Annotated in this window: 20 protein-coding genes and 1 other annotated feature; of the genes, 12 read left to right on the top strand and 8 right to left on the bottom strand. The window is 54.1% G+C overall.

Going from position 1 to position 23,288, the window contains the following annotated elements; all coding sequences use genetic code 11:
* Positions 1-131: 131 nt before the first annotated feature.
* From O1V65_RS16095 to O1V65_RS16085, 3 genes are read right to left on the bottom strand one after another with little or no spacing between them, the layout of a single operon-like run.
* On the bottom strand, positions 132-1,499 hold the full coding sequence (locus O1V65_RS16095) for a TolC family protein (protein WP_269129878.1): 1,368 nt from the start codon (positions 1,497-1,499) through the stop codon (positions 132-134).
* Positions 1,500-3,449, bottom strand: a complete 1,950-nt coding sequence (locus tag O1V65_RS16090; protein ID WP_269129877.1) for an ABC transporter permease — start codon at positions 3,447-3,449, stop codon at positions 1,500-1,502.
* Complete coding sequence (locus O1V65_RS16085; protein ID WP_165429812.1) at positions 3,446-4,645, bottom strand: efflux RND transporter periplasmic adaptor subunit; 1,200 nt, start codon at positions 4,643-4,645, stop codon at positions 3,446-3,448. Before O1V65_RS16085 ends, O1V65_RS16090 begins: the two co-directional genes overlap by 4 nt.
* A gap of 328 nt (positions 4,646-4,973) precedes the next feature.
* Here O1V65_RS16085 and sltY point away from each other — a divergent pair, with 328 nt between their 5' ends.
* Positions 4,974-6,902, top strand: coding sequence for a murein transglycosylase (gene sltY / locus O1V65_RS16080; RefSeq protein WP_017493016.1), 1,929 nt, complete (start codon positions 4,974-4,976; stop codon positions 6,900-6,902).
* 56 nt (positions 6,903-6,958) lie between these two features.
* Positions 6,959-7,303: a trp operon repressor gene (gene trpR, locus O1V65_RS16075; protein ID WP_269129876.1), complete on the top strand. Its 345-nt coding sequence runs from the start codon at positions 6,959-6,961 to the stop codon at positions 7,301-7,303.
* A 16-nt stretch (positions 7,304-7,319) separates the two neighbouring features.
* Here the strand turns inward: trpR and yjjX are convergent, their stop codons facing one another.
* On the bottom strand, positions 7,320-7,853 hold the full coding sequence (gene yjjX / locus O1V65_RS16070) for an inosine/xanthosine triphosphatase (protein WP_017493014.1): 534 nt from the start codon (positions 7,851-7,853) through the stop codon (positions 7,320-7,322).
* A gap of 49 nt (positions 7,854-7,902) precedes the next feature.
* On the opposite strand from yjjX, the gene gpmB reads away from it, so the two are divergent.
* Complete coding sequence (gene gpmB, locus O1V65_RS16065) at positions 7,903-8,550, top strand: 2,3-diphosphoglycerate-dependent phosphoglycerate mutase GpmB (RefSeq protein ID WP_017493013.1); 648 nt, start codon at positions 7,903-7,905, stop codon at positions 8,548-8,550.
* A 72-nt stretch (positions 8,551-8,622) separates the two neighbouring features.
* Here the strand turns inward: gpmB and robA are convergent, their stop codons facing one another.
* Positions 8,623-9,492, bottom strand: coding sequence for an MDR efflux pump AcrAB transcriptional activator RobA (gene robA / locus O1V65_RS16060; RefSeq protein WP_017493012.1), 870 nt, complete (start codon positions 9,490-9,492; stop codon positions 8,623-8,625).
* A gap of 210 nt (positions 9,493-9,702) precedes the next feature.
* Between robA and creA the strand changes: the two genes are divergently transcribed.
* On the top strand, positions 9,703-10,179 hold the full coding sequence (gene creA, locus O1V65_RS16055; protein ID WP_084911703.1) for a protein CreA: 477 nt from the start codon (positions 9,703-9,705) through the stop codon (positions 10,177-10,179).
* A 149-nt stretch (positions 10,180-10,328) separates the two neighbouring features.
* Here creA and arcA read toward each other — a convergent pair whose 3' ends face one another.
* Positions 10,329-11,045, bottom strand: a complete 717-nt coding sequence (gene arcA / locus O1V65_RS16050) for a two-component system response regulator ArcA (protein WP_017493010.1) — start codon at positions 11,043-11,045, stop codon at positions 10,329-10,331.
* Positions 11,046-11,712: 667 nt separating this feature from the next.
* Here arcA and O1V65_RS16045 point away from each other — a divergent pair.
* The 5 genes from O1V65_RS16045 (at position 11,713) to thrC (ending at position 17,499) form a co-directional block, all read left to right on the top strand.
* Positions 11,713-12,399, top strand: a complete 687-nt coding sequence (locus O1V65_RS16045; protein ID WP_084911705.1) for a tRNA/rRNA methyltransferase — start codon at positions 11,713-11,715, stop codon at positions 12,397-12,399.
* A 221-nt stretch (positions 12,400-12,620) separates the two neighbouring features.
* On the top strand, positions 12,621-12,692 hold the full coding sequence (gene thrL / locus O1V65_RS23180; RefSeq protein WP_081601441.1) for a thr operon leader peptide: 72 nt from the start codon (positions 12,621-12,623) through the stop codon (positions 12,690-12,692).
* Positions 12,628-12,747 (top strand) — a sequence feature (Thr leader region). Its footprint overlaps the gene before it by 65 nt.
* Before the next feature lie 53 nt (positions 12,748-12,800).
* Complete coding sequence (thrA, locus tag O1V65_RS16040; RefSeq protein ID WP_017493008.1) at positions 12,801-15,275, top strand: bifunctional aspartate kinase/homoserine dehydrogenase I; 2,475 nt, start codon at positions 12,801-12,803, stop codon at positions 15,273-15,275.
* A gap of 1 nt (position 15,276) precedes the next feature.
* A complete protein-coding gene (gene thrB / locus O1V65_RS16035; RefSeq protein WP_017493007.1) occupies positions 15,277-16,206 on the top strand; it encodes a homoserine kinase in 930 nt (309 codons plus the stop codon).
* A gap of 3 nt (positions 16,207-16,209) precedes the next feature.
* Positions 16,210-17,499, top strand: a complete 1,290-nt coding sequence (thrC, locus tag O1V65_RS16030) for a threonine synthase (RefSeq protein ID WP_017493006.1) — start codon at positions 16,210-16,212, stop codon at positions 17,497-17,499.
* A gap of 108 nt (positions 17,500-17,607) precedes the next feature.
* Here thrC and yaaA read toward each other — a convergent pair whose 3' ends face one another.
* Complete coding sequence (yaaA, locus tag O1V65_RS16025) at positions 17,608-18,384, bottom strand: peroxide stress protein YaaA (RefSeq protein ID WP_017493005.1); 777 nt, start codon at positions 18,382-18,384, stop codon at positions 17,608-17,610.
* A 122-nt stretch (positions 18,385-18,506) separates the two neighbouring features.
* Positions 18,507-19,919: an alanine/glycine:cation symporter family protein gene (locus tag O1V65_RS16020; RefSeq protein WP_017493004.1), complete on the bottom strand. Its 1,413-nt coding sequence runs from the start codon at positions 19,917-19,919 to the stop codon at positions 18,507-18,509.
* Positions 19,920-20,128: 209 nt separating this feature from the next.
* Here O1V65_RS16020 and tal point away from each other — a divergent pair, with 209 nt between their 5' ends.
* From tal to O1V65_RS16005, 3 genes are all read left to right on the top strand, one after another.
* A complete protein-coding gene (gene tal, locus O1V65_RS16015; protein WP_017493003.1) occupies positions 20,129-21,082 on the top strand; it encodes a transaldolase in 954 nt (317 codons plus the stop codon).
* A gap of 175 nt (positions 21,083-21,257) precedes the next feature.
* Positions 21,258-21,845, top strand: coding sequence for a molybdopterin adenylyltransferase (gene mog / locus O1V65_RS16010; RefSeq protein ID WP_017493002.1), 588 nt, complete (start codon positions 21,258-21,260; stop codon positions 21,843-21,845).
* 125 nt (positions 21,846-21,970) lie between these two features.
* Positions 21,971-23,284, top strand: a complete 1,314-nt coding sequence (locus O1V65_RS16005; RefSeq protein ID WP_017493001.1) for an MFS transporter — start codon at positions 21,971-21,973, stop codon at positions 23,282-23,284.
* Positions 23,285-23,288: the final 4 nt, after the last annotated feature.

Raw genomic sequence — 23,288 nt, 5'->3', positions numbered from 1 at the left:
CTTGCTTGCAGGCCGGTTGCTGTAAACAGGTCAGGTTGACGCTGTGCGCACTCCGGCAGATTGAATTCAGCCGCGCCTGACTGCGGCAAGACTGATAGTTGTTCTGACTGCGAAGTTTAGCCTGTTTCAGCCTAACTCTCACCCCCCAGAGCCAAATAGATCTGCGCAAGATTTTGGTACTGGATCAGCAGGTTTGCCTCCACGGCCAATTCGGCCAGGCGTCTACGCTGTCGGGCATCGAGCAGGTCAGCAAGCTTGCCCGCGCCTTCGCGGTAGCGTACTTCATACAGATATTCCGATTGGCGGCTCAGCGCAAGTATACGTTGCCGCGTTTGCTGTTCTGCCTTTAAGGTTTCGTGCCTGGAAAGGCTGTCGTCAACTTCGCGCATTGCCTGGTACAGCGTCTGACTAAACAGCAGGCTTTTTTGCTCGAAGACATTCTGTGCCGTCTCTATTTGCAGATTCATTTTTCGCCATTCAACGAACGGCAGGGAGAGGCCTGCGCCCAAGGCACCCATTGGGTTGCTCAGTAATTTGCCCAACAGCGCGCTGCTGGTGCCGAGCGTGGCGGTCAAGCTGAGCGAAGGGTAATAGTCGAGCCGTTTAATGTCTTTCTGGTTCAATGTGTTACGCAAGCGAAGCTCCTGTGCCTTTACGTCGGGGCGGTTTTGCAGCACGGCGGCGGAGATGCCTGAATTCACCGTAGGGAGATAGCGATAAGCCAGCGGTGTGGGTTCTTCAATGACGGTGCCGGGCGGTGCACCGAGCAGTAACGTTTGCAGATTGACGACCTGGTCGCGTTCATTCTGCAACTGTACCAGGACGTTTTGCTGCTCCAGCAATCCCCGATGCGCGTCGAGTGTGTCGAGCTGAGCGGTTTTGCCTGCGGCAAAGCGTACATTCGCCAGCTGTAGGGTTTTCTCCGCATATTCAATCTCTTGATGCGCAATGCTCAGGCGCCTATTCAGAGAAGCGCGCTGCCAGTAATATTGGCTGGCGGTGGCAAGAAGAGACAGGCGCGCGGCCCGCAGGTCCTGCTCGCTGGCCTGTTTCTCCCATTCTGTAGCGTCTTTTTGGCGCGCGATTTTTCCCCACAGGTCCAGTTCATAGCCGGTCGCCAGGCGGACGCTGCTGCTTTTAGCGGTACTTTCGGACCGAGAAAGTGCCCGCGTCGTTCCGGTCGTGAGGCCAAGCTGCAGTTTCTCTACCTGAGAAATATCGGTCTCCTGCGCCGCCAGTCTGGCTTGATAAAGCCGCAGCGCGGCTAATGCGAGATCGGGATTACTTTTCTGCACCCGCGCAATCCAGCGCTCAAGGCGAGGATCGTGAAAATCATGCCAGGCAAAAATAGCGGGTAAAGCCTGACCTGACTCAACCGATTGCCACTGAGGAGGGTAGTGCACGACCGGAGGTGTGAAGTCACTTTTGACCCACGTGCCGCAGCCGACGAGCAGGCAGGCTATCGACAGGAAACAGACTCGAAGGGACAGTTTCATCATTTATTCGCTTGCCAGCGAAATGACTGGATCCATCCGTGCGGCTTTGTGAGCCGGCAGATAGCCGAAAATCATTCCAATGAGGGTCGAGCAGCAGAAGGCAATCGCCGCTGTCTGCCATGAGAAAATCGCGTTCAACGCGCCGTTGCCCAAGGTATTAAACAGCGGGCCAACCGCCAGCGACAGCGCAATGCCCAACACCCCACCGGTGATGCAAACCAGCACCGCCTCGACAATAAACTGCTGCATGATGTCACTGCGACGTGCGCCAACGGCCATCCGCACGCCAATCTCATGAGTGCGTTCGGTGACGGAGACTAACATGATATTCATGACCCCGAGGCTGCCGATGGTCAGCGAGATGGCGGCAACCATCAGGATAAGCAGGCTGAATATTGTCGAGGTGCGTTCTCGTGATTTACGGTATTGGTCCTGATTGAAAATCATGAAGTCCTTGGCCCCGTGGCGCTGGACAAGCAGCCGTTTTATGGCCTCTACTGCCGCCACGCTGTCGGCGCTGTCTTTAAGTTTTACGCTGATACTGCCGAGGGTCTGCTGCGCGGACATGCGCTGAAATACCGTGGAATAGGGGATCCAGACGTAGCTGGCGTTCGGCGGCGCGTGTTTATAGCTCGACGCGACGCCGACTATTCTCATCGGCAGGACGCCGAGATAAATAACCTGTCCCAACGGGTCCTGACGGTCCTTCGGGAACAGGATATTACGCAGGTTTTCGTCAATAACGCCTTCCTGTAACGCGCTGCGATCGTTTTGAAAAACGGTGCCCTGTAAAATTTCTATTCCGTTGATACGAAAATAATCGCGCCCCACGCCGGTCACCGTGCTTGAGGCCGTTTGCTGGCGGAAAACAACCTGTTTGGTGTCGGAAATTTCGGGGCTGACGCCGTCGACATCGTTGAGGGCGGCGATGGCTTCGGCATCCGTCACCCTGAGAACAGGATTTACCAGCGGCCCAGTGCGATAAAAGTTGTCGCCCGGAAAGAGAGTAATGACGTTTGCGCCAAGCCCCTCAATTTCTTCCAGCGTTTTCTGTTTAGCGCCTTCGCCCAGTGCGGCGACGGTCACCACGGCGGCAATGCCGAAAATGATGCCCGCCATGGTCAGCAGGGTTCGCAGTCGATGCGCATTCATGGCTTTTAGGGCCATCAGCAGGGCGTTCTGCGCTCGTTCGAGGCCTCTCAGCCAATGGCTTTGCCGTTCAGAGGTTTTTTTCGGCAGGGTGGCCGGATTCGGCGCATGTTTGCCGGTATCAGACACCACCTCTCCGTCGCGCAGGGTGATAACCCGCTGTGCCTGACGCGCCACGTTGATGTCGTGGGTAACGATAATGACCGTATGGCCGAGTTGGTGCAGCTCGTCAAGGATCTGGAGTACTTCCTGCCCAGAGGTCGAGTCGAGCGCGCCGGTCGGTTCATCGGCCAGAATAATTTCTCCGCCGTTGATAAGCGCCCGGCAAATGCTGACCCGCTGCTGTTGCCCACCCGAGAGCTGACCCGGGCGGTGATGCTCGCGTCCTGCCAGACCAAGACGTGACAGCAGGGCACTGGCGCGCTCACGGCGGTTAATGCGTGAGACGTTGGCATAAATTGCCGGGATCTCGACGTTGGCGAGCGCGCTGATATCCGGCATCAGGTGATAGCGCTGGAAGATAAAACCTATGTGTTCGCGGCGCAGGGCGGCGAGTGCATCAGCGGAGAGTTGGGCGGTGTTTTGCCCGTCGAAGTAAAGCTCGCCAGATGTGGCGACATCCAGACAGCCGATGATGTTCATCAGCGTGGATTTGCCGGAACCCGAGGTGCCCATGATAGCCACCATTTCACCGGCGGCGACCTCGAGCGTGATGTTGTTAAGCACGGTGATTGAAGAGGTCCCGCTGGCGAAGACGCGAGAGACGCCTTTAAGCACGATGAGGGCTTGCTCAGAGGTTGTCACTGGTAAATTACCGCGTCGTCTTCGGACGTCTGTCTCACTAGCCCGGCGTTTAGTACCACTACCTCACCTATTTTAAGCCCCTGAGTGATTTCGATATCCACGCTGTTGGTGATGCCGGTCTGCACGTCGCGCCGTTCTTTTTGGCCATTTTTGTTGAGCACCTCGACCTGTTGCAGCTTATCGTTGACCCTGGTAACCGCTCGCGCGGGGATCAGCAGCACATTCTTCGCCTCCTGCAAGGGCAGCGTGACCTGCGCAGTCATGGCGATGCGCAGCCGATTCTCGGGATTGGGCACGTCGAGCAGTGCGTTGTAATACACCGAACCGTTGGCCGCAGCGGATACCGGGCTTGCCTGTCCGCTACTCTCTTGTTTCATAATGGATTCTGGCGCAAGCTCAATCACGCGCAGCTGGGCATCGTAACGTTTGCCAGGCTCGGCGAAGGTCGAGAAATAGGCCTTCTGCCCTTGACGGACACGGGTGATATCTGCCTCTGAGATCTGCACCTTGATGGTCATCACGTCGAGTTGGGCGAGTTTCACGACGGTCGGCGCATTCTGGCTGGCGTTCAGGGTCTGGCCCTGCTGCGCGACAATGGCGATGACGATGCCTTTTTTCGGTGCCAGTACTTTGGTGTAGCTCAGATCCAGCTTCTTTTTGTCGACCTCGATTTGCGCCTGCACTAATTGGGACTCAATCGCTACCCGCTCTGCGCGGGTCATCTTGAGAGCCATGTCGGCGTTCTCCAGTTCTTCACGCGAGCTGGCCTGCTGGCTCAGCATGCGTTTTTGACGAATAAACTGGGCGTTGGCCTGAGCAAGCTGTGCCTGCTTGGCTTTTTTGTTCGCGCGGATGACGTTGAGCGCGGCTTCGGCGTTGCGTAAGTTGTTACGCTGTTGCAGGGAGTCGATTTCGGCCAGCAACTGGCCCTTGACGACGGCGTCTCCCATTTTGACCTTTAGAGAGGTGACCTCACCGGTGACCTGTGCACCGACGTCAACGCGCTCGAACGCGTCGAGCTTGCCGGTGGCGAGCACGGCGTTCTCGATGTCGCCGCGCTTCACCTTAGCGGTAACATACTCAGGTTCGGTGGCCTTCAATCCCCCGCTCACCCCATAAATGCCGAGGGCCGCAGCCGATAAAAGCATTAAAATGAGCAAGGTTTTTAACGGCCTGTTGCTCGCTTTTTTCATCATATTCAATATGTTAATCCGGCTATTTTTTAATCACTCGGCGATGATAACTTTTGGCCTGTATCCGAGAACTTAATTCTCCTTATTTCAGGAATTAATCAGGTTTTAGGGCAGGCCACCCTGAGAGTCGGCCTGAGTAAGGTGGCGAGATATCGGGGTGTTCTTCAAACTGTGTAAAGTTTGCGGCGTGGGAAGGGCATTTCTTCATTTCTTGGGGCGAATAGATTAGCGTATACAATGTCTATCAATGACGACTGTGCATTTTTGTCATCAGGGCCTATTTTTTATGGGCAAGCAGTCAGCAACACAACCAGCGAGGATAAAGGTAAGTATGGTCAAGGCGGACAAGTGGCGATTTTTGACGGTGGGACTGTTGTTAGTGTCGGCAGCGGGCGCAGCCCACGCTGACTCTCTGGATGCACAGCGCCAGCGTTACATGCAGATCAAGCAGGCCTGGGATGCCAATCAGCTCGACGTTGTGAGCCAGCTGATGCCCACTCTGACAGATTATCCTTTATATCCTTATCTGGAATACCGCCAGCTAACGCAGGATATTGCCCTGGTGACGCCGCAGCAGATTACGGCCTTCGTCAAGGCCAACCCCACACTGCCGCCTGCGCGTTCGCTGCCTGCGCGCTTTGTCAACGAACTGGCGAGGCGTCAGGACTGGCAGGGGCTGCTCTCCTTCAGCCCGCAGGCGCCGCGGCCGGTTGCCGCACGCTGCAACTACTATTTCGCCAAGTGGTCTACCGGCCAACAGCAGGTCGCATTCGATGGCGCTAAAGATATCTGGTTGACCGGCACCTCGCTGCCGGGCACCTGCGATAAGCTTTTCACCGTATGGCAACAAGCCGGTAATCAGACCGCGCTGACGACGCTACAGCGCATCGCTCTGGCGATGAAGGCGGGTAATAGCAGCCTAGTGACCTATCTCGCCAAACAGCTGCCGTCGGACTACCAGACGATGAGTGACGCGCTGGTGGCACTGCAAAACGATCCCAATACCGTCGAAAGCTTTGCGCGTACCGTTGGACCGACCGACTTTACCCGCAATGCCGTGAGCATCGCCTTTGCCCGCGTTGCGCGTGACAACGCCGATAATGCACGCTCGATGCTGCCTATCCTGGCGCGGCTGCAAAAAATGGACGATGGCGATCGCCTCGGTCTGGAAGAGACCGTTGCCTGGCAGTATATGGGCAGCGATGCGACGCCAGAACAGGCCGCGTGGCGCGACAACGTCATCCTTCGCAGTCACTCCACCTCGCTGGTTGAACGCCGCATTCGTATGTCTCTGGCTGCCGGTGACCGTCAGGGGCTGGCGCGCTGGATGCAGCAGCTTCCAGCGGACGCGATGCAGGAAGATGAATGGCGCTACTGGCACGCCGCGCTGCTCATCGATCAAGGCCGTCGTACCGAGGGTGAAAGCATTCTACGCACCCTGATGCAGGGCCGTGGTTTCTATCCGATGGCGGCGGCACAAAAGCTCAATGTCGCTTATCCCATGACCATTTCCGTGGCCGCAAGGCCTGACGCTAGCCTGGATAAGTCGCCGGAGATAGCCCGCGTGCGCGAGCTACTCTATTGGAATATGGATAATCTGGCGCGCACTGAATGGACGTATCTGGTGCAGAGCCGCAGTAAAACACAGCAGGAGGCACTGGCCCGTTACGCCTACGAGAAAGGCTGGCCCGAGCTGAGTGTGCAGGCCACTATCGCCGGTAAACTGTGGGATTATTTGCAGGAGCGCTTCCCACTGGCCTGGTCACCGGAATTCCGCCAGGCAACTGAAAATAAAGGCATTACTCAGAGCTACGCGATGGCGATTGCCCGTCAGGAAAGCGCCTGGAATCCGGCGGCGCGTTCGCCGGTCGGTGCCGCAGGCCTGATGCAATTAATGCCTGCCACGGCGGAGCATACGGTGCAGATGAACGGTATTCCTGGCTATACCAACAGCAGCCAGCTGCTTGATCCGCAAACCAATATCACCATTGGTACCGGGTATTTGGAATATGTCTATCAGATGTTTGGCCGCAACCGTATCTTGTCGAGTGCCGCCTATAATGCGGGTCCGGGCCGAGTGAATACCTGGCTGGGCAATACCGAAGGACGCGTGGACGCCGTCGCATTTATAGAAAGTATTCCTTTCTCTGAAACTCGCCGATATGTTAAAAATGTGTTAGCGTATGATGCGTTTTATCGCTACTTTTTACATCAGCCAGCCAAAGTCTTAACCGACGCGGAGTGGCAGAGGCGTTATTGATCTTTGCGCCACTATGGTATGCTGCTGTACTAGTTTAATAGTGTGGCAGCGTATCCATGGCACAAATTTCTTTGAATGACCCGGCTCTTTCCCAACAAGGCAATGAGGACTGGCAATGCTTTCTGGCATTGCTACAGCAATCTTTTGCTGAAAATCTGCAAAATTCCCTGCTTCAGCTTTTTCTTACGCCCGACGAGCGCACTGCGCTGGGAACGCGTTTGAGGATCATTGAAGAATTGATGAGGGGAGAGTTGAGTCAGCGCGAACTCAAAAACCAGCTGGGTGCGGGTATTGCAACGATTACGCGAGGCTCAAATGGGCTGAAATCCGCACCGCCTGAGCTCAAGGCCTGGCTGGCGGCGCGTTTACTATCAGCGGACGACGACACAACGCAGTCGTAGCCTGCGCAGGCAGACGTTAGTGCGTCTGTGAACGTGTCTGGTAAATCGCATTATGGAAGGGCGCAAGGGCCAACACCAGCGCCTGATGATACACGCTGGTACGCGTTAGCTTCCCGGCGGTAAAGATACCAATCGCTCCCCCCTTGCGTTTAACTTCGGCAATGCCCGAGAGTTTTTCCATTTCGTCGCCCAATTCACTCCCCTGACCTATCTCCTGTAATATAATTTCAGGCAACATCAGGCTGGCAGAGCGCGATTCGCCGCGTTGATGCATGTTTTCAATCACCATCCACGCGAAAGTCATGTTGTCTTCGATTCCAGCTTCTATCCCGACCCAGAAATCCGCCTCGGGGCGGATTTGGCGTGCGCTGATGACGCGATGTCGTGCACCCGTACGGGTTTCGAGACTGCCAATAGGCTGTTCGGGAACGCCGCTGTCGACGTCGATGCCTTCAATGCGGAAAGAATCGGCACCGAAAATGTCCTCAAAAGCCATGGCAATTGCGTTAATTTTTGCTGGGTTGGTCGTAGCAGCGATAACGTGATACATAGATTTCATTGTCCTTAGCTTATTTCACGCAGTATAACGGAAAAAACTCATGTTACAGGTATATCTCGTCCGTCATGGCGAAACCGAATGGAATGCAGCACGCCGTATTCAGGGACAATCTGACAGCCCGTTGACCGAAAAAGGGGTCTTTCAGGCACAGCAAGTCGCCGAAAGGGTGCGCAATGAGGGTATCACACATGTGATTGCCAGCGATCTAGGACGCACGAAACGTACAGCAGAAATTATCGCCGATGCCTGTGGTTGTGAAGTCATTACGGACCCGCGCCTGCGTGAACTGCATATGGGCGTGCTGGAAACTCGTCATCTCGACGGCCTGACGCCGCAGGAAGAGACATGGCGCAAGCAGATGGTCGATGGCACGCCGGAGGGACGTATTCCGCAAGGCGAGACCATGAACGAGCTGGCGTCGCGTATGCGTCAGGCACTCGACGACTGCCTGAATCTGCCGGAAGGCAGCAAGCCGTTGCTGGTGAGTCACGGTATTGCGTTGGGCTGTCTTATCAGCACCATTCTGGGACTGCCGCCGTACGCCGAGCGTCGTTTGCGTTTGCGTAACTGTTCTATCTCACGCGTCGATCATCAGCAAAGTGCGTGGTTGGCGTCAGGATGGATTGTTGAAACGGCAGGCGATATTGCGCATCTGGATCAGCCCGCGTTAGACGAATTACAGCGTTAATCTCATAACGAGCTGGTATAGCGAATAAACAGGCGCAGGCAGGAGGATGAATCCTGTCGCGTCTGATTACTTTTAGCGGCGGATAGGGATGAGGTAATCACAATCCATTTCTTTCGGCGGCTCGGTTCCCATGGTTTTACGCATTGGATGGAAACGCTCGATGTCCTGACCTTTACGACGGGTAAGTTTCAGCGTCGGCAGGCAGGTGGTGTACAGCGTCAGGATAAACTCCTGAAGCCCTTCCGGTGAACCTTTGAAGCGGAACATGGCGTATTCACCTTCGTTGAGCACAATTTCTTTTCCTTCCGGCATATTGTCGGTCAGATGGCTTGGCTCAATGGCGGTGGTATACATCACTTCCTGCTCGTCATCTTTTTCCTGGCTTGGTCTTGAATGATGAAGACCATAAAGAAGTGGCGGTAATTCTGTTGTTTCACCAATGTACTGACGCCAGAAATGGTCCCGCATTTCATTACGGTAGGTTGTAATTTGTTCCAGCGTACAGGAATAGCTCTGCGTCACGCCAATCAGATGTTTTTCCGGCATAGAGATAAACTCCGGCTGCGGAAGAATGAAAGCACCTAAACGGATGGGTGGACAAATTCCGAAAGAGTGCCAATCTTCAGAGCGACGATACAGTGCAGGTGTTTGTGCAAATTGTTTTTTGAAAGCCCGGGTGAAAGTCTGCTGAGAGTCAAAACGGTATTGCAGGGCAATATCGAGAATTGGCCGACTGGTCAGACGCAGTGCTACTGCAGCTTTAGAAAGCCTGCGAGCCCGAATGTAAGCACCAATAGCATTATTCGTGACATCCTTGAACATACGCTGCAGGTGCCATTTAGAGTAGCCTGCTTTTGCTGCAACGTTGTCGAGTGATAACGGCTGGTCAAGGTGTGTTTCTAACCAGCTGAGAAGATCACGAATGATTCCTGCTTGATCCATAGATCATCCTCGTTGAACTTATATAGGCGCGTAGTAATTTAACCCGTGCATGATAGCAATTTTTTAACGTTAAAACTCGCAGATATTTTTTAGCATACTGTGCGATTTTGGAGAAATTATGGCTTAATCATTTTCACTTTGTGAGCCAGCGCAAGATGTTACAGTGGTAGGATTAGTTTATCAGTCAACTAAATGACTTGGGGTAACTCGATGAAAAATTGTTTAATTTTTGTACTTGGAGTGTTGTCGCTATGTTCCGCAGCGGCACAGGCGGAGCAGATTGGCTCTGTGGATACCGTGTTTAAACTCTTTGGACCGGACCATAAAATTGTGGTCGAAGCTTTCGACGATCCGGATGTTAAAAATGTAACCTGTTATATCAGTCGTGCCAAGACGGGCGGCATTAAAGGCGGCCTTGGATTAGCTGAAGATACCTCTGACGCAGCCATCTCCTGTCAGCAGATTGGTCCGGTCGAGGTGTCTGACGACATCAAGAAGGGCGGTGACAAGGGAACCGTGGTTTTCAAACAGAGAACGTCTTTGATATTCAAAAAGCTGCAGGTCGTGCGTTTCTATGATCCAAAACGAAATGCGCTGGTTTATCTGAGCTATTCCGACAAAGTGGTCGACGGTTCGCCGAAGAACGCCATCAGCGCAGTGCCGATTATCCCATGGGGTAATCGCTAAGCGACTGTCGCTCACGCTACGTAAAAGAAAAGGCCAGCTTTCGCTGGCCTTCTTAACTGTTACAGACCGGTTGGCAACCCGAGTGTTAACGATTCAACTCATTGATAGATAATCTATTTCCCAACGCGACGATGCGGCTGGGACAACGATCACTCTTCCAGGTCGCCGCAGAAGCGATAACCTTCACCGTGAATAGTGGCGATGATCTCTGGGGTATCCGGCGTCGCTTCGAAATGCTTACGGATGCGACGGATTGTGACGTCAACGGTACGGTCATGAGGCTTCAGCTCACGGCCGGTCATTTTCTTCAGCAGATCGCCACGGGTCTGGATCTTGCCCGGATTTTCGCAGAAGTGCAGCATCGCGCGGAATTCACTGCGCGGCAGCTTGTACTGTTCGCCCGCCGGGCTAACCAGTGAACGGCTGTTGATGTCCAGCTCCCAACCGTTAAAACGATAGCTCTCAACCAGACGACGCTCTTCACCCACCGGGCTCAGATTCATGGTACGGGTCAACAGGTTACGCGCACGGATGGTCAATTCACGTGGGTTGAACGGCTTGGTCATGTAATCATCGGCACCAATTTCCAGGCCAAGGATTTTATCGACTTCGTTATCGCGGCCGGTCAGGAACATCAGCGCGACGTTAGCCTGTTCACGCAGTTCACGCGCCAGCAACAGGCCATTTTTTCCCGGCAGGTTGATATCCATCACCACCAGGTTGATATTGTTTTCGGACAGTACGTGATGCATCTCGGCACCATCGTTGGCTTCAAAAACTTCGTAGCCTTCTGCTTCAAAAATACTTTTTAGCGTATTACGTGTTACTAATTCGTCTTCGACGATAAGAATTTGGGGGGTCTGCATTTTTGCTACCTAAGATTGCCAACAAATAGAAAATAGGAGTACAGAAGTCCTTGTTATACAGATGAATTTGACAGTTTCTTGTCGGGTTTCACTCGTGACATGACTAAAGTACGTAAACGCGTTCTTGGTACACTTTCCATCAACGGCAACAACATCGCCTGCTCAGTTGGGATACCACTTCCTGCAGTCCCGTTGGTACCTTGAGCGGCGCATATCCTAACCCTATTAACAGCAATATAACAGCGAGTACCGAAACTGCCACTCAACAAAACTACGCTTTGTTGACATATATCAATTTCAATTGTAGCACGGTAACAGAAAGGTGAAAAATACTTAAAATCCGGCACCCAGCACTTACATTTCGGCGTTTATTAAAAAATATTTGATAGATAAATAACGTTAAGTTTCAAAAAATTTAACAACTAGTCTCACTTTGCTTATCATTATGATTTTTAATGGTAATTAATCAGTCGTTTGCGCGGCATGGCTATTCAATGTCAGCCGAGCACGCCGAAGGCTTTTTTCCTTAGCCAACACCAAGACATATTCGAAGACTGTTAAACGGATGTGAATTATAATTGTGCCTATTCCGATTGTCTGTTGCCTTAAATAAACTCGAACGGCGACCTACTGATCTTCTTTAATCGTCATTTTTCAGAGGTAGCTCATGCAACTTCATATTATTCTCGTTTCCCCGGCTCGGCCCGAAAATGTGGGCGCAGCGGCGCGGGCAATGAAAACCATGGGCTTCGCCTCGCTGCGTATCGTCGACAGTCAGGCTCATTTGCAGCCGGAGGCGGGCTGGGTGGCCCATGGTTCCGCTGAAATCCTGCAAAATGCACAGCACTTTGCCACCCTCGAAGCGGCACTGGCCGACGTTGATTTCACGATTGCGACCACTGCGCGCAGCCGGGCAAAATTCCACTATTACTGCACGCCGCAGGAACTTGAGACCCAACTGGCCGAACGCCAGAACTGGGTCAATAACGTTGCGCTGGTGTTTGGTCGCGAGGATTCGGGCCTAACTAATGAAGAGCTCGAGTTGGCCGATCTGCTGACCGGCGTGCCGATGGTTGCCGATTATCCGTCGCTCAACCTCGGGCAGGCGGTGATGGTATTCTGTTATCAGCTCTCTTCGTTAAACCAAATAGCACAAAAGCAGGCGATTCAGGCCGAGGCGGGGCAACTGAATGCGCTGCGCGATCGCGTCTCGCGTTTGTTAGTTAATCTGGGCTCTCAGGATGACCAGAAATTGACGGATTGGCTGCACCAGAGACTCGGCGTTCTGGAGCAACGCGATGCCGCCATGCTGCACACGTTGCTGCACGATATCGAAAAAAAATTCGGCCACTGAGGTCGGACGCTTTTTAAAGAACAGCAAGTGGAATGTCTATCCTTTATGCAGAATGCTGGTTTTTTTATCTAAAAATTGCCTAAAAGACTGGTTTAATCCGCTGCATTCACTGTGTGCATTTTTTAGGCGAAAAATAGAAAAAAATTGACTTACCGAGGCTTATGCTTTAGCTAATAGGGCAGACAGAGTAAAAACTAACTAAATAAAGACAACAAAAACCAATGCGACACATCAGCCTGAACACCACAATTATTACAACCACCACCATTACCATCGGTAACGGGGCGGGCTGACGCGTACAGGAAAAACAGAAAAAGCCCGCACCTAACCAGTGCGGGCTTTTTTTTTACGGCTACATTCCCTAGTAAAATTTCTCGACAAGAGAGTAGGAGAAACCAGAAATGCGAGTGTTGAAATTTGGCGGGACGTCAGTAGCAAATGCCGAGCGCTTCCTGCGGGTAGCGGAAATCATGGAGAGCAATGCAAGCCAGGGACAGGTCGCTACGGTATTGTCAGCCCCGGCCAAAATTACCAATCATCTGGTCGCGATGATCGAAAAAACCGTTGCCGGGCAGGACATCCTGCCGATCGTAAGCGATGCAGAACGCATTTTTTCCGACCTGATTAACGGCCTTGCCGAGGCGCTCCCTGCCTTTGACCTGGTCGGCATCAAACGTTTTGTCGAGCAGGAATTTGGTCAGCTCAAACAGCTGCTGCACGGTATCGGCCTGTTGGGACAGTGCCCGGACAGCGTCAACGCCAGCATCATCTGCCGGGGTGAAAAGCTGTCGATTGCCATTATGGAAGCCGTATTCAAAGCCAAAGGTTTCGGTGTGACCGTGATTAATCCGGTCGAGAAACTGCTGGCCGTGGGCCACTACCTCGAATCTACCGTCGATATCAACGAGTCTACCGCCCGTATTGCTGCGAGCAACATTCCTGCCAGCGATATCGTGCTGATGGCCGGTTTCACCGCCGGTAATGACAAGGGCGAGCTGGTGGTGCTGGGACGTAACGGCTCCGACTACTCCGCTGCCGTGCTGGCCGCCTGCCTGCGCGCAGACTGCTGCGAGATCTGGACCGACGTCGACGGCGTTTACACCTGCGATCCGCGCACTGTGCCGGACGCTCGCCTGTTGAAGTCGATGTCTTACCAGGAGGCGATGGAGCTCTCGTACTTTGGTGCCAAGGTCCTGCACCCGCGCACTATCACACCTATCGCCCAGTTCCAGATCCCATGTCTCATCAAAAACACCGCCAATCCGCAAGCACCGGGTACGCTCATCGGCAGCCACAGTGCGGGCAGCGAATTTGAAGACAAAAATACCCCGGTCAAAGGCATCACCAACCTGAACAATATGGCGATGATCAACGTCTCCGGTCCGGGGATGAAAGGCATGATTGGCATGGCCGCCCGCGTGTTCGCGGTGATGTCGCGTTCGGGTATCTCGGTGGTGTTGATTACCCAATCTTCTTCCGAATACAGCATCAGCTTTTGCGTGCCGCAGGGAGAGCTGGTTCGTGCCCGTAAGGCGCTGGAAGACGAGTTTTACCTGGAGCTGAAAGACGGCCTGCTTGAGCCGCTCGACGTGACCGAAAAGCTGGCCGTCATCTCGGTGGTAGGCGACGGTATGCGCACGCTGCGCGGTATCTCCGCCAAGTTCTTCTCGGCGCTGGCGCGTGCCAATATCAATATCGTAGCCATCGCGCAGGGCTCGTCAGAGCGTTCTATTTCCGTGGTCGTCAGCAATGACGATGCGACCATGGGCGTACGCGTCAGTCACCAGATGCTGTTCAATACCGATCAGGTCATCGAAGTGTTCCTGATTGGCGTCGGCGGCGTCGGCGGTGCATTGATCGAACAAATCCGTCGTCAGCAGGCGTGGCTGAAGGCCAAGCACATCGATCTGCGCGTGTGCGGTATCGCCAACTCGCGCGCGATGCTGACCAACGTGCACGGCATTCCGCTGGAAAACTGGCGCGACGAGCTGGGCGCGGCCAAAGAGCCGTTCAACATCGGTCGTCTGATTCGCCTGGTCAAAGAGTACCACCTGCTCAATCCGGTGGTGGTTGACTGTACTTCAAGCGAGGCCATTGCTAACCAGTACGCCGATCTGCTGTCCGACGGTTTCCACGTGGTTACGCCGAACAAGCGCGCCAATACTGCGTCGATGAACTACTACCATCAGCTGCGTAAGGCGGCGGCGAGCTCTCGTCGCAAGTTCCTGTACGACACTAACGTCGGTGCGGGCCTGCCGGTTATCGAAAACTTGCAAAACCTGCTTAATGCCGGTGACGAGATGGTGCGCTTCAGCGGGATCCTCTCCGGATCGCTGTCGCAGATCTTCGGCAAGCTGGACGAGGGCGTGTCGCTGTCTGAGGCGACGCTGGCGGCGCGTGAAAGTGGTTTTACTGAGCCGGATCCGCGTGACGATCTCTCGGGTATGGACGTCGCGCGTAAACTGTTGATCCTGGCGCGTGAGGCCGGTTACAAACTTGAGCTGTCTGACATTGAAGTCGAGCCAGTTCTGCCGGTATCCTTTGACGCGACCGGTGACGTCAGCGCGTTCCTTGCACGCCTGCCTGAGCTCGACGCCGAGTTCAAAAAACGCGTGGCCGATGCGGCCGCAGAAGGCAAGGTGCTGCGTTACGTCGGCGCCATAGATGAAGGGCGCTGTAGCGTCAGGATCGAAGCCGTCGACGGTAACAGCCCACTGTATAAAGTGAAAAATGGCGAGAATGCGCTGGCGTTCTACAGCCGTTATTATCAACCGATTCCTCTAGTTTTGCGCGGCTACGGTGCGGGTAACGATGTTACTGCCGCTGGCGTCTTCGCCGACCTTTTGCGAACGCTGTCATGGAAGTTAGGAGTTTAATATGGTTAAGGTATATGCCCCGGCATCAATTGGTAACGTTAGCGTCGGTTTTGACGTGCTGGGTGCGGCAGTTTCACCGGTAGACGGTTCGCTACTGGGCGACTGCGTGAGCGTGGAAGCGGCCTCGCAATTCAGCCTCAAGAATGAAGGGCGCTTCGTGTCCAAGCTGCCGGACAAGATGGAAGACAACATTGTTTACCAGTGCTGGGAACGCTACTGCCAGGAAGTGGGCAAAGAAATCCCGGTCGCCATGACGCTTGAGAAAAACATGCCCATCGGCTCAGGGCTGGGTTCCAGCGCCTGTTCCGTGGTAGCGGGTTTGATGGCGATGAACGAGTTCAACGGCAACCAGGTGAGCGATACCCGCATGCTGGAGCTCATGGGCGAGCTGGAAGGCCGCATCTCCGGTGGCGTGCACTTCGACAACGTTGCGCCATGCTATCTCGGCGGCCTGCAGTTGATCATTGAAGAGCTGGGCATTGTGTCTCAGGACGTGCCTTGCTTCGACGACTGGCTGTGGGTGATGGCGTATCCGGGCATCAAGGTGTCTACCGCCGAGGCGCGCGCGATTTTGCCGGCCCAGTATCGCCGTCAGGACTGCATCAGCCACGGTCGTTATTTGTCCGGTTTCATTCACGCCTGCCATACTCAGCAGCCGCAGCTGGCAGTTAAACTGATGAAAGACGTCATTGCCGAACCTTATCGCACCCGTTTGCTGCCGGGCTTTGCTCAGGCGCGAACCGCTGCTGAAGAAATAGGGGCTCTGGCCTGCGGGATCTCGGGATCCGGTCCAACGCTGTTTGCTATCTGTAACGACAGCGAGACGGCGCAACGCATGGCTGATTGGCTGCAGAATCACTATCTGCAAAATGACGAAGGTTTTGTTCATATTTGTCGCCTGGATACCGCAGGCGCGAGACTATTGGGATAATCGATGAAACTGTACAACCTGAAGGATCACAACGAGCAGGTCAGCTTTGCACAAGCAGTGAAGCAAGGCTTAGGCAAGCAACAAGGGCTGTTCTTCCCGCTGGATCTGCCTGAGTTTGAGCTGACCGAAATTGACCGCCTGCTCGAGCTGGATTTCGTAACGCGCAGCAGCCGCATTCTTTCTGCATTCATTGGCGACGAAATTCCTGAAGAAGCGCTGTATCAACGCGTGAAAAATGCCTTCGCCTTCCCTGCACCGGTTGCTGCGGTCGCAGACGACGTAGCCTGCCTGGAACTTTTCCACGGCCCGACGCTGGCATTTAAAGACTTCGGCGGCCGCTTTATGGCGCAGATCCTGACTCAAGTGTCAGGCGATCAGCCGGTGACCATTCTGACCGCAACCTCCGGTGATACCGGTGCGGCAGTGGCTCACGCCTTCCATGGCCTGAAAAACGTGCGCGTCGTTATCCTATATCCGCGCGGTAAAATCAGCCCGCTGCAGGAAAAACTGTTCTGTACGCTGGGTGACAACATCCACACCGTGGCTATCGACGGCGATTTCGACGCCTGTCAGGCGCTGGTCAAGCAGGCGTTCGATGATGAAGAACTGAAGGTTGCGCTGCACCTTAACTCCGCGAACTCCATCAACATCAGCCGTCTGCTGGCGCAGATCTGCTACTACTTTGAAGCTGTGGCGCAGCTGCCGCAGGAAGCACGCAACCAGCTGGTCGTTTCCGTACCCAGCGGTAACTTCGGTGACCTGACGGCGGGACTGCTGGCGAAGGCACTGGGTCTGCCAATCAAACGCTTTATCGCGGCGACCAACGCCAACGACACCGTGCCACGCTTCCTGGTCAACGGCGAGTGGGCACCGAACAAGACGGTGGCAACATTGTCGAACGCGATGGACGTTAGCCAGCCTAACAACTGGCCACGAGTCGAAGAACTGTATCGTCGCAAGATCTGGCAGTTGAAGGATCTGGGCTACGCGGCAGTGAGCGACGAGACGACCGAAGACGCCATGCGCGAGCTGGCAGACATCGGTTACATCTCCGAGCCGCATGCGGCGATTGCTTATCGTGCACTGCGTGACCAGCTGAAAGAAGGGGAGTTCGGTCTGTTTATCGGTACGGCACACCCGGCGAAATTTAAGGAAAGTGTTGATGCCATCCTCGGTCAGGAGCTGCCGTTGCCGAAAGAGTTGGCCGACCGCGCCGACCTGCCGCTGCTGTCGCACAACTTGCCTGCGGACTTCAGCGAAATGCGTAAGTTTCTGATGGCTTTGCCTGAATAAACGCAATGCAAAAAACGAAAAGGCCATCATTTGATGGCCTTTTTACTGCGCTGAAGCAGGTCAAGCTACGCTCCCGTCATTTTGTAAAACGAGTTGGAGGGTAAAGCGTTACTTCTGCTCTGCTCGCGTAAATACCAGCTCGTTGCCTTCGGAGCGCGCGGCGTCGAACCGATAACCCTCGAGCGAGAACGCCTGTAGCTGCTTACGCTGGGTCAAACGCTCCTTGATGATAAAGCGGCTCATCAGCCCGCGCGCTTTTTTGGCATAGAAGCTGATCACTTTATACTTGCCGTTCTTCTCGTCGAGGAACACCGGTTTGATTATCTCACCGTCCAGCTTCGCCGTTTTCACCGCCTTGAAGTACTCGTCCGACGCAAGATTCACCAGAATGTTATCTCCTTGTTCCTTAAGGATAGTATTCAGTTTCTCGGTCAGCAGGTCACCCCAGAAAGCATAAAGATTAGTCCCCTGCGGATTGTTGAGGCGAATACCCATCTCAAGACGGTAAGGCTGCATCAGGTCCAGAGGACGCAGAATACCGTACAGGCCGGAGAGCATACGCAAATGCTTCTGTGCAAAATCGAAATCTTTCTCGCTGAAGTCTTCCGCCTGTAGGCCGGTATAAACGTCCCCCTTAAATGCCAGGATAGCCTGACGCGCATTGTCCGGCGTAAAGTCCGGCTGCCAGTCGTTAAAACGCTCGGCGTTAAGGTGTGCCAGCTTGTCGCTGATTCCCATCAGGCTGGAAATCTCCGCCGGAGAAAGCTTTCTGGCAATCTCAATCAGCTGGCTGGATTTATCGAGCAGCTCTGGCTGAGTGAAGCGTTTGGTCGCAAGTTTACTTTCGTAGTCCAGCGTTTTGGCGGGTGAAATAATAGTCAGCATAGCGGCGTCCGGTTAGTCTGCGCAGTGTTGAGCAGGAAAGTGAATAATACAGTCTTTAGTTATTTTACCAAAAAACCGCTGCTTTAAAAAAATCGCAGCAATAGGCTCCGCCTTGAGCCTGATTATTTCCAGATGCCGTCCTGCAATTGCCCCTTCAGCTCAGGAAAACTGCCGGAGTTAAACACCGGTTCGCGGCCCATGACTCGCTGGCGTTCGAAGTCTCTCACCACCTTCAGCGCCAGCCCTGAGAGCAAAAGCAGGGCGGTCAGGTTGATCATGGTGATCACCGCCAGAGAGATGCTGGCCGTCTGCATCAGCAACGGCGTTCCAATAAAGGATCCCACCAGCAGCATCACCAGCATCGCCAGCCGCAGCAGGTAGAGAGAGCCGGTTTTGCCACGCTGCAAAAACAGCAGGTTATTTTCGGCATACATGCAGTTGGTCATCATGGTCGTAAAGCCAAATATCAACATGAATATCGCCAGCAACTGTGGACCGAACGAACCTATGCTTCCGCTCACGGCCTGCGTGAGGAGGGTGATACCGCTGATTTTGTCGGTCGGCGCAGTGAGCATGCCCGACGAGAGTATTATCATGGCGGTCGCGCTGCATACCACGAAGGTGTCAACCAGTACGCCCAGCATCTGAGTGAAGCCTTGATTGGCCGGATGACGTGACGCGGCCATGGCGGCAATGTGCGGCGTTGAACCTGACCCCGCCTCGTTGGAGAACAGGCCCTGCTGAATACCCTGAGTCATGGCAATGGTCACGCCATAGCCGAGCGCACCGGCGGCAAATTCCTGAAAGCCAAAGGCGCTTTTAAAAATGAGCAGAAACACTTCCGGCAGCCTGTCGACGTTGACCGCCATCACCCAGAAGGCCAGTAGCATATAGCTAAGGCACATAATCGGCGCCAGCCATACGGAAACCTTCACCAGCGTGCGCAGCCCGCCCGCGAGCGTTAGCGCGAAAAGAATGCCCAGCGCAATGCTGATGTGCCAAGGCGTCAAATTAAAGGCCACCGCCACCGCCTGGGTGACGGCTTTGGCCTGTAGAACGTTGAACACGAAGCCGACGATGAGGATCATCAATACCGAGAATAGCACCCCCATCCAGCGCATGCCGAGGCCACGGCTCATGTATTCGGAAGGTCCACCGCGAAACTGCATCTTGTTATCGGTGGTCTTAAACACCTGCGCGAGGGTGTTTTCTATCAGTGCGATCGGCATACCGAGCAGGGTGATTATCCACATCCAGAATATCGCCCCCGGACCGCCGGTGGTGATGGCCATCGCCACCCCGGTCAGACTGCCTACGCCGATGCGGCCGGAAAGGGTCACGGCCAGTGACTGGAACGACGAAACGCCGCGTGCATCGGCGGATTTATTGCGTCGCAGGCAAAGAAACATTTCTCGCCAGCGTCGAAACTGGATGAATCGCGTGCGCAACGTGAGGTAAATACCGAATCCTAAAAGGAAATAGATCAGTATTGATTCCCACAGAATGTCGTCGAGAAAGTTAAGCAAGCTGGCCATCAGAGTCCTTATTCCTTAAAAAATATATGGCTAATCCTTTATTCTTCGCCCGTTTTTTAACCATTTATTGCATTAATAATCAACTTTTATTGCATAAAACAATGAGCACTATAACTGCCTTGCGGATGTCTTGGCGCATGTTATCATCAAGAGAAGGCAAGGCATGAAAATGCCTCAACGATAATCTACAAACGATGAGATATGCCACAATGACCGATAAATTGACTTCCCTACGCGAACTGACCAAGGTAGTTGCAGATACTGGTGATATCGCGGCAATAAAGTTGTATCAGCCTCAGGATGCCACCACTAACCCTTCTTTGATCCTTAACGCTGCCCAGATCCCTGAATACCGCAAACTGATCGACGAAGCCATTGCATGGGCGCGCGACCAGAGCAGCGATCGTGACCAGCAGATCATTGATACTGCCGACAAGCTTGCAGTAAATATCGGTCTTGAAATTCTGAAACTGGTGCCGGGCCGTATTTCTACCGAAGTTGACGCTCGCCTGTCTTACGACACCGAAGCCAGCATCGCGAAAGCTCATCGTTTGATCAAACTCTACAACGATGCAGGCATCAGCAACGACCGTATCCTGATTAAACTGGCTTCTACCTGGCAGGGCATCCGTGCCGCCGAGCAGCTGGAAAAAGAAGGCATCAACTGTAACCTGACCCTGCTGTTCTCCTTCGCTCAGGCGCGTGCCTGTGCCGAAGCGGGTGCTTTCCTGATTTCTCCGTTCGTGGGCCGTATCCTCGACTGGTATAAAGCTAACGGCGACAAGAAAGAGTTCGCACCAAGCGAAGATCCGGGCGTGGTGTCCGTGACCGAAATTTACGAATACTACAAACAGCATGGCTATGAAACCGTCGTTATGGGCGCAAGCTTCCGTAATACCGACGAAATCATCGAGCTGGCGGGTTGTGATCGTCTGACCATCGGACCTGCGCTGCTTAAAGAACTGAAAGAAAGCGAAGGTACGCTGGAGCGTAAACTGTCTTACACTGGCGAAATCAAAGCGCGTCCGGCGCCGCTGACCGAAGCGCAGTTCTACTGGGACCACAATCAGGATCCTATGGCTATCGACAAGCTGGCCGACGGTATCCGTAAGTTTGCCGTAGACCAGGGCAAACTCGAAAAAATGATCGCCGACCTGCTGTAATCGCCCGTCTGGTGACAAACCTGAATAAAGAGGTGGCTTAGGCCACCTTTTTTTATGCCTGTCTTGCTTAAAAAACCTCTTGTGCCCTGTGGTTCTGGCTTAGGTTGCCGATATACTTGTCTTTTACTGTGGCCGCCGCGAGCGGCATGTTTCACAGAGATCCAGGAGGAGCGAAATGGATAAATTACGAATTGGTCTGGTGTCAGTTTCCGATCGCGCGTCGAGCGGTATTTATCAGGATAAGGGCATTCCGGCACTGGAAGCCTGGCTGGGAGAGGCGTTAATCACCCCGTTTAGCCTTGAGAAACGCCTCATTCCCGATGAGCAGCCTCTGATTGAGCAGGCAATTTGCGAGCTGGTTGACGAAGCGGGATGCCATCTGGTGCTGACCACTGGCGGTACGGGTCCAGCGCGCCGCGACGTGACGCCGGATGCGACTATGGCCGTGGCTGATCGCCTGATGCCGGGCTTCGGTGAGCAGATGCGCCAAATTAGCCTGCATTTTGTGCCGACGGCCATTTTGTCGCGCCAGGTTGGCGCCATTCGCAAACAGGCGCTGATCCTCAATTTACCGGGGCAGCCGAAGTCGATTAAGGAAACGCTGGAAGGACTCAAGGGTGACGACGGTAACGTTATCGTGTCAGGAATATTTGCCAGTGTACCTTATTGTATACAGCTGCTGGAGGGGCCTTATATCGAAACCCACCCGGACGTCGTAGCAGCTTTCCGCCCCAAGAGTGCAATTCGCGATACAAAAAACTGAAGTTAGGCTATTTCTGCTATAAGATTCAGTGTCAGTGGTGTGAAAATTAATTGCCGCATATAGTAATGTTTACTTTACATAGTGCGGCAAGATTTTTTACCCCAACTCGATGCGTCAGGTATCTTATGCAACACGATAACAATCGTCGGCTTAACCGGCAGGACTACAAAACCCTTTCTCTCGCGGCCCTCGGCGGCGCTCTGGAATTCTACGACTTCATCATTTTCGTCTTCTTCGCGGCAGTTATCGGTGACCTGTTCTTTCCGTCGTCTATGCCCGACTGGCTGCGTCAGGTGCAGACCTTTGGCATCTTTGCGGCAGGGTATCTGGCGCGTCCGCTCGGCGGCATTGTGATGGCTCACTTCGGTGATTTGGTCGGCCGCAAGCGTATGTTCAGCCTGAGTATTCTGCTGATGGCGCTCCCGACTCTGGCAATTGGCCTGTTGCCGACCTATTCCTCTATCGGCATTGCGGCACCTCTGTTGCTTCTCCTTATGCGACTGCTGCAGGGCGCGGCTATTGGCGGAGAAGTGCCGGGTGCATGGGTCTTTGTCGCCGAACACGTGCCGCGTAAACGCATTGGCTTTGCCTGCGGAACGCTGACGGCCGGTCTGACCTTGGGGATCCTGCTGGGATCGCTGGTCGCCACCTTGATTACCACGCTGCTGCCTGCCGCTGCCATCGCGCACGGCGGTTGGCGAATTCCGTTCTTTATTGGCGGTATCTTCGGGTTTATCGCGCTGTATCTGCGCCGCTGGCTACAGGAGACGCCTGTCTTCGTCGAGATGAAATCGCACAAGGTGCTCTCTGAAGGGCTGCCAATCAAATCAGTCATCGCCAATCACAAGAAAGAGATTGTGGTGTCGATGCTGATGACCTGGCTGCTGTCGGCGTGCATTGTGGTGGTTATCCTGATGACGCCAACGTATCTGCAAAAACAGTTGGGGATTCCGGCTGCGCTGACTTTGCAGGCCAACAGCATGGCGACGATTGCGCTACTGTTCGGCTGTATCTGTGCGGGGTGGGTGGTGGACCGCGTGGGGGCGAGCAAAACCTTTATCGTCGGCAGCCTGTTCTTCGGTATTTGCAGCTGGGCGTTCTATCACCTGGTCGCGCTAGACAGCACCTGGCTCAAGCCGATGTATACGCTGGTCGGCTTTAGCATTGGTGTGGTGGGGGCGGTGCCGTTCGTTATGGTGCGGGCCTTCCCGGCCGAAGTGCGATTCACCGGGATCTCCTTCTCCTACAACCTGTCTTACGCCATCTTTGGCGGCCTGACGCCGATTTTTGTCACGCTGATTATGCGCATAACGCCGATGGCCCCGGCCTATTACGTGCTGACACTGGCGGTTATCGGCCTTGGATTAGGCGTTTATCTAAATCGCGATTTGAATAATGAATCGAAGATTGAGGCCCGACTGGCCGAGGCGGGTCAATAAGCCA

This window comes from Rouxiella badensis (assembly GCF_026967515.2).
Taxonomy (GTDB): Bacteria; Pseudomonadota; Gammaproteobacteria; order Enterobacterales; family Enterobacteriaceae; genus Rouxiella; species Rouxiella badensis.
Note: the sequence above shows the minus strand (reverse complement) of the source record. Positions and strands in the feature narration are given on the sequence as shown.

Excerpts from the sequence above, each read along its gene's own strand:
- yjjX (WP_017493014.1), bottom strand. The coding sequence starts at position 7,853 with ATGTATCACGTTATCGCTGCTACGACCAACCCAGCAAAAATTAACGCA.
- trpR (WP_269129876.1), top strand. The coding sequence starts at position 6,959 with ATGGCACAAATTTCTTTGAATGACCCGGCTCTTTCCCAACAAGGCAAT.
- creA (WP_084911703.1), top strand. The coding sequence starts at position 9,703 with ATGAAAAATTGTTTAATTTTTGTACTTGGAGTGTTGTCGCTATGTTCC.
- yaaA (WP_017493005.1), bottom strand. The coding sequence starts at position 18,384 with ATGCTGACTATTATTTCACCCGCCAAAACGCTGGACTACGAAAGTAAA.
- O1V65_RS16085 (WP_165429812.1), bottom strand. The coding sequence starts at position 4,645 with ATGATGAAAAAAGCGAGCAACAGGCCGTTAAAAACCTTGCTCATTTTA.
- O1V65_RS16045 (WP_084911705.1), top strand. The coding sequence starts at position 11,713 with ATGCAACTTCATATTATTCTCGTTTCCCCGGCTCGGCCCGAAAATGTG.
- thrB (WP_017493007.1), top strand. The coding sequence starts at position 15,277 with ATGGTTAAGGTATATGCCCCGGCATCAATTGGTAACGTTAGCGTCGGT.
- O1V65_RS16005 (WP_017493001.1), top strand. The coding sequence starts at position 21,971 with ATGCAACACGATAACAATCGTCGGCTTAACCGGCAGGACTACAAAACC.
- arcA (WP_017493010.1), bottom strand. The coding sequence starts at position 11,045 with ATGCAGACCCCCCAAATTCTTATCGTCGAAGACGAATTAGTAACACGT.
- O1V65_RS16020 (WP_017493004.1), bottom strand. The coding sequence starts at position 19,919 with ATGGCCAGCTTGCTTAACTTTCTCGACGACATTCTGTGGGAATCAATA.
- mog (WP_017493002.1), top strand. The coding sequence starts at position 21,258 with ATGGATAAATTACGAATTGGTCTGGTGTCAGTTTCCGATCGCGCGTCG.
- thrA (WP_017493008.1), top strand. The coding sequence starts at position 12,801 with ATGCGAGTGTTGAAATTTGGCGGGACGTCAGTAGCAAATGCCGAGCGC.
- sltY (WP_017493016.1), top strand. The coding sequence starts at position 4,974 with ATGGTCAAGGCGGACAAGTGGCGATTTTTGACGGTGGGACTGTTGTTA.
- O1V65_RS16095 (WP_269129878.1), bottom strand. The coding sequence starts at position 1,499 with ATGATGAAACTGTCCCTTCGAGTCTGTTTCCTGTCGATAGCCTGCCTG.
- robA (WP_017493012.1), bottom strand. The coding sequence starts at position 9,492 with ATGGATCAAGCAGGAATCATTCGTGATCTTCTCAGCTGGTTAGAAACA.
- gpmB (WP_017493013.1), top strand. The coding sequence starts at position 7,903 with ATGTTACAGGTATATCTCGTCCGTCATGGCGAAACCGAATGGAATGCA.
- tal (WP_017493003.1), top strand. The coding sequence starts at position 20,129 with ATGACCGATAAATTGACTTCCCTACGCGAACTGACCAAGGTAGTTGCA.
- thrC (WP_017493006.1), top strand. The coding sequence starts at position 16,210 with ATGAAACTGTACAACCTGAAGGATCACAACGAGCAGGTCAGCTTTGCA.